Source organism: Rossellomorea vietnamensis (genome assembly GCF_025398035.1).
Classification (GTDB): domain Bacteria; phylum Bacillota; class Bacilli; order Bacillales; family Bacillaceae_B; genus Rossellomorea; species Rossellomorea vietnamensis_B.
In genome coordinates this window covers 550,712-563,301 of record NZ_CP104558.1, presented here as the reverse complement: position 1 = coordinate 563,301, position 12,590 = coordinate 550,712, and the positions used below count along the sequence as shown (strand labels likewise).

At 43.1% G+C, this 12,590-nt stretch carries 13 protein-coding genes and 1 pseudogene; 11 read left to right on the top strand and 3 right to left on the bottom strand.

Annotated elements, in window-relative coordinates:
• Window positions 1–12: 12 nt before the first annotated feature.
• Complete coding sequence (locus N5C46_RS03020) at window positions 13–834, top strand: EcsC family protein (protein WP_261750856.1); 822 nt, start codon at window positions 13–15, stop codon at window positions 832–834.
• A 119-nt stretch (window positions 835–953) separates the two neighbouring features.
• On the opposite strand, the gene N5C46_RS03015 is transcribed toward N5C46_RS03020, so the two are convergent.
• Window positions 954–1,346 (bottom strand): SET domain-containing protein, encoded by a 393-nt coding sequence (locus N5C46_RS03015; RefSeq protein ID WP_034759385.1) that lies wholly within the window; start codon window positions 1,344–1,346, stop codon window positions 954–956.
• A 102-nt stretch (window positions 1,347–1,448) separates the two neighbouring features.
• Entirely contained in the window at window positions 1,449–2,762 is a 1,314-nt protein-coding gene (locus N5C46_RS03010) for a D-alanyl-D-alanine carboxypeptidase family protein (RefSeq protein ID WP_261750855.1), read from the bottom strand.
• A gap of 261 nt (window positions 2,763–3,023) precedes the next feature.
• Here N5C46_RS03010 and N5C46_RS03005 point away from each other — a divergent pair, with 261 nt between their 5' ends.
• The 5 genes from N5C46_RS03005 (at window position 3,024) to N5C46_RS02985 (ending at window position 7,228) form a co-directional block, all read left to right on the top strand.
• On the top strand, window positions 3,024–4,037 hold the full coding sequence (locus N5C46_RS03005) for a S66 family peptidase (RefSeq protein WP_261750854.1): 1,014 nt from the start codon (window positions 3,024–3,026) through the stop codon (window positions 4,035–4,037).
• 97 nt (window positions 4,038–4,134) lie between these two features.
• Entirely contained in the window at window positions 4,135–5,055 is a 921-nt protein-coding gene (locus N5C46_RS03000; protein ID WP_261750853.1) for an alpha/beta fold hydrolase, read from the top strand.
• Window positions 5,056–5,067: 12 nt separating this feature from the next.
• A complete protein-coding gene (locus N5C46_RS02995; protein ID WP_261750852.1) occupies window positions 5,068–5,613 on the top strand; it encodes a GNAT family N-acetyltransferase in 546 nt (181 codons plus the stop codon).
• Window positions 5,610–6,638, top strand: coding sequence for a serine hydrolase domain-containing protein (locus N5C46_RS02990; protein WP_261750851.1), 1,029 nt, complete (start codon window positions 5,610–5,612; stop codon window positions 6,636–6,638). The genes N5C46_RS02995 and N5C46_RS02990 overlap by 4 nt, the downstream gene beginning before the upstream one ends.
• An 89-nt stretch (window positions 6,639–6,727) precedes the next feature.
• Window positions 6,728–7,228, top strand: a complete 501-nt coding sequence (locus N5C46_RS02985) for a CBO0543 family protein (protein WP_261750850.1) — start codon at window positions 6,728–6,730, stop codon at window positions 7,226–7,228.
• Between the two features lie 76 nt (window positions 7,229–7,304).
• On the opposite strand, the gene N5C46_RS02980 is transcribed toward N5C46_RS02985, so the two are convergent.
• Entirely contained in the window at window positions 7,305–7,811 is a 507-nt protein-coding gene (locus tag N5C46_RS02980; RefSeq protein WP_261750849.1) for a GNAT family N-acetyltransferase, read from the bottom strand.
• 119 nt (window positions 7,812–7,930) lie between these two features.
• Here N5C46_RS02980 and N5C46_RS02975 point away from each other — a divergent pair, with 119 nt between their 5' ends.
• The 5 genes and pseudogenes from N5C46_RS02975 (at window position 7,931) to glpK (ending at window position 12,422) form a co-directional block, all read left to right on the top strand.
• On the top strand, window positions 7,931–8,362 hold the full coding sequence (locus N5C46_RS02975) for an HIT family protein (protein ID WP_261750848.1): 432 nt from the start codon (window positions 7,931–7,933) through the stop codon (window positions 8,360–8,362).
• A gap of 11 nt (window positions 8,363–8,373) precedes the next feature.
• The gene (locus N5C46_RS02970) at window positions 8,374–9,615 is read left to right on the top strand and encodes an aminopeptidase (RefSeq protein WP_261750847.1); all 1,242 of its coding nucleotides are present in this window, start codon (window positions 8,374–8,376) and stop codon (window positions 9,613–9,615) included.
• Between the two features lie 77 nt (window positions 9,616–9,692).
• Complete coding sequence (locus tag N5C46_RS02965; protein WP_261750846.1) at window positions 9,693–10,250, top strand: glycerol-3-phosphate responsive antiterminator; 558 nt, start codon at window positions 9,693–9,695, stop codon at window positions 10,248–10,250.
• A 327-nt stretch (window positions 10,251–10,577) separates the two neighbouring features.
• Window positions 10,578–10,718, top strand: a pseudogene (locus tag N5C46_RS23290) (aquaporin); the annotation flags it as partial.
• A 213-nt stretch (window positions 10,719–10,931) separates the two neighbouring features.
• Entirely contained in the window at window positions 10,932–12,422 is a 1,491-nt protein-coding gene (gene glpK, locus N5C46_RS02955; protein ID WP_261750844.1) for a glycerol kinase GlpK, read from the top strand.
• Window positions 12,423–12,590 lie beyond the last annotated feature (168 nt).

The following is a 12,590-nucleotide window of genomic DNA, read 5'->3' as shown; positions in this document are numbered from 1 at the left end:
AGGAGCTGTAACATGCATCAAGAAGAAACGAGAGAAGTCTTGTTAAAAGAACTTGAGATTGTCAATGAATGGGCAGATGATCAGAAAGGATTGTGGTTCTGGGAGAAACTCGGAAGGATTCCATTCATGATTCTTGATAGAATCACCCCTCAAATGGTACATAATAAAATCGGGCAGGCATTGGATGAGATAGGAAGCTACATACAAAAAGGCGGGAGTCATCTCACAAGTGAGAAGGAAGTCCTGAATCGATTCATCAAAAAAACGGGAGAGTCTGATTTAACCCTAAAGGAAATAGGAGCGCTTCCCCTTAACTACATGGATGGAGTGAGTGAAGGAATTGTGGATCTGAGGAAAAAGGTGGCGATGACCCAAGGTGCCACGACAGGGATCGGTGGTTTTCTGACATTAAGTATCGATATCCCATTCATTCTGGGCATATCACTTAAAACCCTTCAAGAAATAGCCCTGTGCTACGGTTATGATCCCAATGATCAAGAGGAGCGCATTTTTATCATTAAATGCCTACAATTTGTTTCATCGGACATTGTAGGGAAACAAGCCATCCTTCAAGAACTGGAAGATTTTAATGGCGAGAAGAAGGATAAAAGAGAGCAAACCCTTTCCCAGCTGCAGGGGTGGAGGGAAGTGATGATCAGCTTTCGTGACAACTTTGGATGGAAAAAACTTTTTCAAATGATTCCCATCGCCGGTATCCTCTTCGGCTCCTTCATCAATAAATCCATGATCAAAGACATTGGAGAGACCGGTCGCATGCTCTATCGTAAAAGAAGAATCCTCGCGAAGCTGGAAGAGGGACGGACCTCTAATTAACATACTATTTTCATGAAGAATTAAGGTTTTATGCGGTTTCTTAATCAGATCAGGAGCATTTATAGAGGTCCGTCCCTCTATAAATAAAAGATGGGACCTCCACATGGAAGTCCCTTCTTTTATTCTTCTTCGTTCTTATCTTTATTAAACCAAAGTGGCTCATCATTATCCACTTCGCCATTGTAGTTAATAAGCAGCTCTTCTCCGGCTTGAATATCTTTATAAGCATAAAAGTCGAAAGTATGATTATCAAAATTGATTTCGTAAACTGTATTCGGTGTATATGAATGGTTGAACAACATTCCGTATCCCAGTAGAAGTGCTGTGTGGTTGATTCCATATTCAAATACATAATCCGCCAGGAACGTCTTTTCAATATGTTCATGTTCCTCGTTCGGGTATGGGATGACTGGTGCTTCGTGAACCAGTTCTCCTTTGGCTATATCTCTTTTTGCAAAAACTCCACGATTAAGATCTCCGTCGCTAAGAGACGATAGTTTTACTTCGATCATTATGCCACCTGCTTTCTAAATCCTTGACTAAATAAGTTTGACACGAAAGGGATAGAAAAGCAAACACTAAATCTAACCCGGACATTAAGGTTGACCTATCCGTTAGAAGAGATTAACGAAAAAATCCTGGATGCCACGTGCACTTCGAACAATCCAGCTCGCTTTCTTAACGGATTCTGCAGCATATACATCCACTTTATAATCTGAGGACTTCCTGTCAAAGATATATTCTTCTTTTTCATTTGTATCGATAACCAATTCCCCGATTTTTTCTCCTTTTTCAATAGGAGCTTGAAGGGATCCATCCTCGTTGACTTTTTCTTCATCGAGATTCAGTGTGGTTTTCACCTTGTCTTTCTCCTCGTCCGTTAAGCGGATAGAGAGGGGTTTGTCGACCTTGATTGTCACTTCCTGCTCTTTCCCGTTCGGAACCGGTAGGGTATGCTTCTTTTTCTTTTCAATGCTGTCCAGGTCATAGGTTACAGTCTTAAATTCATCAAAACCGTAATTGAGGAGTTCTCTTGCTTGAATAAAGCGTTCTGCACTGCTAGGCTGACCATACTTATCCTTGGCGTCAAGAATGACAGTAATGTAACGGATACCATTTCTTTTTGCCGTACCGGTAAAGGTGGAACCGGCAAATGGAGTCGTACCTGTCTTCAGACCGTCTGCACCTTTGTAATGATAGGATTTACCCTTTAATAGGCCATTTGTGTTTTTCATGACCAGTTCTTCACTCGTCCCAGGTCGGAATACTTTAGAAGTGAGGCTTGATGTTTCCAATACTTCCGGATAATCATGAATGAGATAATAGGCAAGGGTTGCCATATCTTCCGCTGAGACCACATTTTCATCATTCACATCGGTTCCTTCAGGATACATCCCCAGCATATCGTAGTTACTGAGCCCGGAGGAATTGACGAATTGATAATGTTCAAAGCCAAGTTCCTTCGCCTTGGCGTTCATCATCTTCACAAATTCCCCTTCAGAACCTGCCACCACCTCAGAAAGCGCAATCGCGGCACCGTTACCGGACTTGATGACCATGGCATCGTACAATTCCCTTACCGTATATTCTTCATCTGCTCTCAATGGAACATTGCTTAGTCCGGGGGCATTGGCTAATTGATATACCTTATCACTTACTTTATACGTTTGATCCCATGTTATTTTTCCTTTTTCAATCGCTTCTAACACAAGGTACTCCGTCATCATTTTCGTCATGCTCGCAATACCGAGTGCCTTATCTTCATGTTCACTATAAACAATCTTTCCTGTATCTGCTTCAACTAATATTGCAGCATCTGCATTGATCTCAACTGTTGATTTCCCATGCGCCGTCTGCTGAAAAGGCGTCATGGCCATAAATGATACCATCAAAACCGCCAGGCTTTGTTTCACCGTCTTCTTTTTCAAAATAGTACCTCCATAAAACCAATTTTACGCAACCAAATCATTCTACCATACAAAACTCCCAAACACCCCAAAACCCACGAACCTTTTCAAATCGTTCAAATTATTGTAAATAATTGTTGTACTGAGGGACGGACCTTCGTCTATCAATCTGTGTTTACCATAATATGAATGGAGAAGGTCCGTCCCTCGAAATGGAAAATAATTCTTGTCCCCACTCTACCAATCTGGTAAAATCGGGTAAACCACTGGGAGGGGATAGAGTTGATTACATATCCATTACTTACGAAACATTCTACTGTGGGCTTGACCGCACCTTCTTCTGGCGTGCCACATGAGCTCCACGATTTACTGAAGAAAGCGATAGCTAAAATGGAAGAAGCGGGGTACACCATAAAATGTGGTGAAACCGTTTGGAAGCAGCACAAGGCAAAGTCTGCTCCTGCTCAAGAGAGAGCAGCCGAATTAAACAAAATGCTTCAGGATGATTCGATTTCACTCATCACTCCGCCTTGGGGAGGAGAGCTCCTCATAGAAGTCCTCGATTTAATCGACTATCAACAAATCAAGCCTAAGTGGGTGCTTGGATATTCCGACATCAGCGCCCTCTTACTTGCATTAACGTTAAAGACAGGGATGGCGACGGCACATGGGACCAACCTCATTGACTTGAGAGGAGAGGAAACTGATCCTACGACTAAGCAATGGGAAAATGTCCTTACCACCGAAAAAGGCTCTTCGGTCACCCAATACTCATCCCAGAAGTATCAAAAAGAATGGAATCATGAAAAGCCTTCACCACAAGTATTTCATTTAACGGAACCCACAGTCTGGAAAACCATCGGAGGCGGGCAGGTAGAGATGGAAGGCCGAGTCCTCGGAGGCTGCATCGATGTGATCAGAAACCTTATCGGCACACCATACGGGGATGTGGCTTCTTTCAGGGAGAAACATATAGTCGATGAGCCGATTATTTGGTATTTCGAAAACTGCGAGATCAATACGGCAGATTTACGCCGAACACTCGTACAAATGAAACTCGCAGGATGGTTAGACCATACTTCAGGGCTGCTATTTGGTAGAAGTGCAGCTAATAATCCAGTGGACGGCTATACAGCAGAAGATGTTTATCATGAAATCGCCAACGAGTTACAAATCCCGGTGGTCTATGATATCGACTGTGGTCATCAGCCGCCACAGATTACATTCATCAATGGGGCTTCCGGTAAAGTGGAAGTCCAGAATGGAAAAGGGAAGGTAACACAAACCTTCAGATAAACATTCAATTAGAGGGACGGACCTTCATGAAGAAGTAGTAGTTTACCATAATTATATGTATGAAGGTCCGTCCCTCTTAAAATGGGAGGTTTAAGTAATGAAAGCAACCATCATGACAATCCGGGGAAAGGGTCTTCATGTTGAAACGTACGGATCTATTGAGAACCCGGTTTTGTTGTATTTACATGGTGGACCGGGGGAGAGCTGTTATGATTTCTCGTTCCATCAGGGTGAAAGACTCGGTAAGGATTTATTTGTTGTCGCAATCGACCAGCGGGGTGTCTGCCGGTCGGAAGCCATTGAGGAAGGTGAACCCTTTGGCTTTCAAGATCTTGTTGAAGACTGTGAGTCACTGAGGAGGGAGCTGGGAATAGATCGCTGGTCTGTACTCGGCCATTCATTTGGCGGGTTCCTTGCTCTTGCTTATGGATCACAGTACCCAGACTCCATCGACAGCCTTATCTTTGAATGTCCGACCTTCGACTTTACCTTGACTTCCAAGGGGCTGCTCAAGAAAACGGCGGGCTTATTCGGAAAGTACAATCAACCTGAGCTTCAAGATAAAGCGATGAGTCTGGTGGATAAAGAGCTTTCTCCGAAAGAATTCACAGAAATCTATATGAGTCTCAGTGATGAACTCAAAGAACACAGAATGGAAATCTACACCCATAATTTTGATAACCCAACAGATTACTATTCTACCTATACAGATGAAGAGTGGGATACCTTCTACGACCGTTCGGATTATCACTACCAACTTCTTCGTGAAGAAGGAATCATCTTTTCTAACTTATTAGAGAAGATTAAAGCCATCAAACTTCCCATGCTCCTTCTAACAGGGGAGTATGACCCGGTCACATGTGATGAACATATACAAACGTTTCAACTGGATGCCGTTAACGGTGAAAGGGTCCATTTTAAACAAAGCGGTCATACACCGCATTACGAAGAAGCGAATCACTTCTCAGAAGTGGTGATGAGATTCATAAATACTAATAATCTTATAAAACAAAGATAAGGGGAAATAAAGATGTTTACCTATCAATTAAGCGATAAACTGGAATTAAGACTACTTGATGTACAAGACGCAGAAAGGTTATTCGAACTGACAGATGGCTCCCGCTCCTATTTACGCGAGTGGCTCCCTTGGGTGGACTACTCAAAAACAGTGGAGGATTCGAAGGAATTCATTAAGGCGACCCGTCAAGGTTTTGCCAATAATAAGAGTTTAACGACTGCGATCGTTTATCAAAATGAAATTGTCGGTGTTGCGGGATTCAATGAACTGAATTGGTCTAATAAAGTCGCCTATATCGGCTATTGGCTGGGGGAAGGCTATCAAGGGAAAGGAATCATGACAACCGTTGCAAAAGGGTTGACGAGTTACGCCTTTGATTATTATAAAATGAATAAAGTTGAAATAACCGCTGCTGAATTTAACAAACGGAGCCGCAGCATCCCGGAAAGGCTCGGATTTGTAGAGGAAGGTAAGCTGAGACAGAGGGAATGGCTTTACGATCACTATGTAGATCACGTTATCTATGGAATGTTAGCGGAAGAATGGGGAAGAGAGTGAAGGAAATCGAACACCGTGCAGAGGAACTGATTTCCTGGGTGGAAGATATCAAAGAAAAAAATGGAAGCTCTGCTGGCGCACTCTATATCCTTAAAAATAATCATGTAATCGTAGAGCATTATAGCGGACACCATTCCCACGGAGAGGGTGCGAGGAATGTCCAGGCCGATTCACAATTCAATGTGGCTTCTGCCCGAAAGAGCTATTTAGGACTTGCCGTTTCCCTTGCGTTGTTTGACAAATGCATCGAGAGTCTAGACGATCCGATTTCTAAGTATATGCCTGAATTGGATCCTGAAATGGTGAAGGGTACGACCATCCGGCACCTTGCCACTCATTCCCACGGACTTCATATTGATGAGAAGGGGAATTGGTACAGAGAATTCAAGGCCGGGACCGGCTGGGCTTATCGTAACATCGGAGTGGAGATCTTGACCGAATTGATTCAGCGATGTTACGGAAAAGGGTTTCCTCAGCTATTGGACGAACGGATATTTTCACGTATCGGATTAGAAGAAACGGGCTGGCGGACTGAATCCGCCGCAAACCTTGTGAACATTATCGGTGAAGTAACGGAACCATCTCTTTCCGGACTGGGGACGACCAATGATGGTAAAGAAAAAAATCTATTCGTTTCCGCTCGGGAGTTCGCCCTTTGGGGACAACTGCACCTGCAAAAGGGCAGGATGAAAGGTGAACAGGTTGTTCCACCCCAGGTGATCGAATTATCTACCTCGATCCAAAATGGGGCTTATATTGACGAGTCCCTTCCAGATAACGGCCTTTTCTGGTATGTACAAGGAGATGCACGTGCGAGAAGCGAAATGGGGGAACGGGTACCCCGTGATTCGTATCAAATACTTGGTGTGACGGGACCAACACTTCTTGTTATCCCATCTTTAAACGTTGTAGTGGCGAAGATGTATAATAAGCGCTATAACTACGGGGGGGAGAACTATCTTCATTATTTAAGAGAGTTCAGTAACAAAGTAGCGGATTTATTTATGGGCAGCGAGCAGCCTTGACAATAACCCAAATCCAAATTTAGGAATGAATTTCCATATAGAAGGGTAAACTATGACCAATCATTTGTATCATACTATGGGGGGATCCCATGTTTCATATTGCCGTGATTGTATTGGTTGTTCTTAGTTCCTTGAAATGGGGATCTTGGAGTAGGTGGAGGGAGTTTCTTCCCACCATCTACTATTTTAGTTTTTTCAATATGTTTTATCAGTATCTCAGCTATACAGTGAAGGCCGTGTGGGAATTAGACGGTTTTTTTGTCAATATGTTTGTGACGGATACGCTTTATACAATGGTTGCTTACCCTTGCCTTGTGGTTCTGTTCTTAAGCCATTTTCCTGAAGAATGGAGAACCAAGTTCGTCTACTACCTAAAATATATCAGTGTTGCCACTTTGATTGAATGGGCTGCGGGGAAAACCGATTCCATCGTGTACTTTGAGGGATGGAATCTATGGTGGACGGTGCTCTTTTATTGCATTATGTTCCTAATGTTACGCCTTCATTACCTGAATCCTATAAAGGCCTTTATTGCATCCATTTTTGTTGTCACTTTTCTTTTAATCAGCTTCGATTATCATGTATTATGAAAAACGGTGAATCTCTTTTTTGAGACCCACCGTTTTTAAAATGGTGAAAAAAATGACTTTTGGTACAATTAAAGCATTATGATAAAAACATAACCATCAACTCTTCATCGTAGTACTCCTCATTATATTTCAATGCTCTCTTTTCAGTACCATATGGTTTGAAACCACACGAATGATAAAGTCCTTTTGCTGTTTCATTGGTGGTAACGACTGTGATCATCAACTGTTCAATGCCTTCAGTTTCCTTTGCAAAGTTTATGGTCCTTTCCAGCAGTCGTCTTGCCAATCCTTGGCCCCTTTGTGCCGGAGTGACATACATTGCATAAATGGAAGCTTTATGGTTCATTTTCAATGCCGATTCCCGTACCATCGTGACTGCCCCTGACAGTTTATCTTCAACAAAGCAGCCAAAGGTGAAACTTTCTTCGCTTGAAAGCCTCTTTTTTGTCAGTTCAACTGGATTTTGACGTTGGAGTGCCTCTTCATAGCTGCTGCCAAAGCTTGTAGGACTCTGCTTCAGCATCTCTAACCTAAGGTTCCAATAGTCTTTCGCATGTGTTTCATTAATTAATGTAATTTCCATTATTTTCTGATATCCTTTCCATTACGTGATATGATGATAGAAGAAATGCTGCTATGCAACAATGTTCGACACTTTTTATAAAAATCCTTTTAAATCCACTGTGTATTGGAGGAGTCCAAATGAAAAATTGCCTTGGGTGCCGACTTTCAAATCATGAAGAGAACGTACATATTGTATATGAGAATGAATTTATTACATGCATACTGGATCATGTTCCCCACCATTCAGGTCATACACTGATCCTGCCAAAAAAACATAAAGCGGAAGTGACAGAACTGGATGAAGAGGAAAGTCTCTCCGTTATGAGGGCCTCACAGCTGGTTGTACGTACCATCCATGCATTATATGAACCGAATGGTGTGACGATTTGTCAAAATGGGGGGATTTACAGTGAGTTGACACATTATCACATGCATGTCATTCCACGAAATGAAGAAGCAGATCATTTTGGTGATATGTTTTATGGACATGCCCGGGTAGACGAACCCTCCGAAACATTGGAGGAAACACACAAAATAATGAAAGCATACATCACTGGATTACTAGAATAGGAGAATTCAAAATGACTATACATAAAGATTTTCAAGAAAAAGTTAAACAATATGCAGAGCTGGCAGTTAAGGTCGGGGTGAATGTACAAGAAGATCAACCGCTTTGGATCTCGGCACCGCTCGGAACAGAAGACTTTGTCCGCCTTGTGGTAAAGGAAGCCTATCTTGCAGGCTCAAGAATTGTACATGTTCAATGGTACGATGAAGAAATTATGAGAATGCATTATGAATCGGCACCCCATGATGTGTTCCATGAATATCCCAGCTGGCTGGCTGCTGCTCATGAATGGGTCGTGGATCTTAAAGGAGCGTTTCTTCAAATAGAGGCCAATGATCCGGACCTTCTGAAAGGTATCGATCCTGACCGGATCATGAATTTCGAGAAAGCGAGTGGAGATGCACTTAATCGATTCTATGAAGCGATTGAAAAGGATGAAATCAGCTGGTCCATCGTCGCCATTCCTTCACAGAAATGGGCGGATAAAGTGTTTCCTGAAATCCCATCATCAGAAAGAGTCGCCAGTCTATGGGAACGGATTTTCACTTCGGTCCGCATCGATCAACCAGATCCCGTCTCTTCATGGAAATCCCATATCCAAACCTTGACCGATAAAGCCACCCAACTCAACTCACTAAATTTAGAAAGCCTTCACTACAGCGCGATAGGGACGGACCTTTCCATTGAACTGCATGAAGACCATATTTGGCTAACCGGCGCAAGCAAGACCCCACAGGGAACCAACTTCATTGCCAATATGCCGACAGAAGAGGTATATACAGTTCCTGTGAAAACAGGAGTCAATGGGACCGTTACAAGTACCAAGCCACTTGCTTACAATGGAAATGTGATAGACGGTTTCACTCTCACATTCGTTGACGGAGAAATTAAGGAAGTCTCCGCTGAAGAAGGAGAAGAAATACTACGTAAATTAATCGATACCGATGAAGGGGCAGCTTATCTTGGAGAGTTGGCGCTTGTTCCTCACCATTCACCCATCTCAGACTCCGGTGTCTTATTCTTTAATACACTGTTTGATGAAAATGCATCAAATCATTTAGCGATCGGTTCCTCATACCCGACTTGTATGAAAGATGGAAACATATTATCTGACGAAGAACGCGAAGAAAAGGGTCTTAATGAGAGTGTCGTGCATGAAGACTTCATGATCGGTTCTGCCACTATGAATATTGACGGAGTTTGTCGCGATGGAAAAAAGGTTGCCATTTTTCGTAATGGGAATTGGGCGATATGATACGAATAGATAAACAGAACTATGATATAATTTCTCCTTGAGAAAAACCTGTATAACCTACAAAGGAGTGAAAATTATTGAGCTTTGAAGGTCAACACATATTACCTGCCATAAGGTCCATGAAGGACTTTGATAAAATGCTCGAAACCTCTTTCCAGTACGGGGTGTTCCTCGACCTTCATGTCGGGATGCTGAAAAGTGTTTTTGAATATGCCCGGAACGAAAATCGGAAGATGTTTTTGCATCTGGATCTCATTCATGGTTTATCGAGTGATGAATACGCAGCGGAATATGTCTGTCAGGAAATCAAACCATATGGGATCATATCCACGAAGGGAAACGTCATAAAAAAGGCGAGACAAAAGGGCGTGTATGCCACCCAGCGAATGTTTGTCATAGATTCGAGCGCCATGAACCGCAGTATTGAATTAATCCAAAAGACGGATCCGGATTTCATAGAGGTTCTTCCCGGAGTGGTTCCGAAAATCATTAAGGAAATAGGCACCAAGACAGGCAAGCCCATCTTTGCCGGCGGGCTCATTGATACAGTAGAAGAAGTGGAAGCGGCACTTGAGGCAGGAGCGACCGCCATTACTACCTCTGATCGAGTCCTTTGGAAACATTTTGACAGATAAAAATCATGAAAACCCATTGACACCGCTTTCATAGTGGAGTAATATGAATGACAAGTTAATACGTTGTGAAAGAGATGAAGAGACTCACGTGAAGTGCCTGCAATTGAGGGGCATATTCCGTGAGTCTCTTTATTTTTGATTCAACGTGCTCTGATGATGTGGTGAGTGACTAGGATTATCATAAGCATTTATGGGGTAAACGAGCTAAAAAGCCCCGTTAAAGCATGAAAATCGATGGTAGTGCAAGTTTTTCGTGTATGGAAAAGGATTGATGATGTCGGCTCATCGTGATTCAGAGCAAAATTTAATTGAAATGAGGGATGATGCATGAATGCATTTATAGGAGAAGTGGTAGGTACAGCATTGCTCATTGTTTTCGGTGCTGGGGTTTGCGCCAATGTAAACCTGAAGAAGTCATTTGCGTATAACGCCGGTTGGATCGTCATTACATTTGGCTGGGGATATTCATGGGTTCCTGTAGTAGGCCCGGTGTTAGGCGGATCTTTTGGAGGCGTCTTTTATAAAGCGGTTTTCATTGGACAAGTCACGACAAGCTTCTGGGTGGTCCTTGTGATTCTTCTAGCCGTGCTTGGACTTGCCTATGCAAGTGACAGAAAGACCAGTTTAGCTAAAAAAGTACATCAATTATCTACTGAAAATTAATCTTTGGAGGGGTTATCAATGGAAAAGTACATTTTATCTTTGGATCAGGGAACTACTAGCTCAAGAGCCATCCTTTTTAATAAAAAAGGGGAAATCGTTCATACTGCTCAAAAGGAGTTTACTCAGCATTTTCCTAAACCGGGCTGGGTAGAACACAGTGCGAATGAAATTTGGGGATCTGTACTTGCCGTCATTGCAAGCGTTTTATCTGAATCCAGTGTGAAGCCCGATCAGATCGAAGGAATCGGGATCACAAATCAACGTGAAACAACCGTTGTATGGGATAAAGAGACAGGTGACCCGGTATATAATGCGATTGTGTGGCAATCACGACAAACCGCCGGGATCTGTGAGGAATTAAAATCACAGGGACTAAACGATACCTTCCGGGATAAAACCGGATTACTGATTGATGCCTATTTCTCAGGCACGAAGGTGAAATGGATCCTGGACAATGTCGAAGGTGTAAAGCAAAAGGCGGAAGAAGGAAAGCTTCTGTTCGGAACGATCGACACATGGCTTATTTGGAAAATGTCAGGTGGAACGGCTCATGTAACAGACTACTCAAACGCCTCACGTACCCTTATGTATAATATCCATGACTTGAAATGGGACGAAGAGCTTCTTGATATCCTCGGTGTACCGGCCAGTATGCTTCCAGAGGTCCGTCCCTCATCAGAAGTGTATGGGAAAACGGTTCCGTATCATTTCTTTGGTAGAGAGATCCCGATTGCAGGTGCTGCAGGGGATCAGCAGGCAGCATTATTCGGACAGGCCTGTTATGAGAAAGGGATGGCGAAGAATACGTACGGTACAGGCTGCTTTATGCTGATGAATACAGGTGAGAAAGCGGTGAAGTCTGACAATGGTCTATTAACGACCCTTGCCTGGGGAATCGACGGAAAAGTGGAATATGCTCTTGAAGGCAGCATTTTCGTTGCCGGTTCTGCCATCCAGTGGCTTCGAGACGGTCTCCGGATGCTGAAAGATGCGAAGGATAGCCAGGAATATGCACAGAAAGTGGACTCAACAGATGGCGTATATGTGGTCCCTGCATTCGTTGGCCTGGGCACTCCTTATTGGGACAGTGACGTCCGGGGTGCAGTGTTTGGATTAACCCGCGGTACCTCTAAGGAACATTTTGTGAGAGCCACTCTGGAATCCCTTGCTTATCAGACAAAGGATGTATTGACAGCCATGGAAGCCGATTCCGGAATTTCCCTTAAGAAACTGAGAGTCGACGGAGGGGCAGTCAAGAATGATTTCTTAATGCAATTCCAAAGTGATTTGCTATCCGTACCGGTCGAGCGTCCAGTGGTCAATGAAACCACCGCATTAGGTGCTGCCTACCTTGCAGGACTTGCCGTCGGTTTCTGGAAAGATCGCGAAGAAATCTCCAAACAGTGGAATAAAGATAAACAATTCGAACCGGAAATGGCCGTAGAGACACAGGAAGAACTATATGGCGGCTGGAAAAAAGCTGTAAAAGCAGCTATGGCTTTTAAATAATAAGAACTTATGATATAATGAACCCAAGTTAATAAAACGGTTAGAGACCAAGAGAGACCAAACTCGCATTATGGCACATTTCAGCCATGATGTTAGTTTCGGTCTCTTTTTTTATGGTTAAACAGTAGAGTAAGAGCAGAAATCATTTCTTTAATTCTTAGGAGGAAC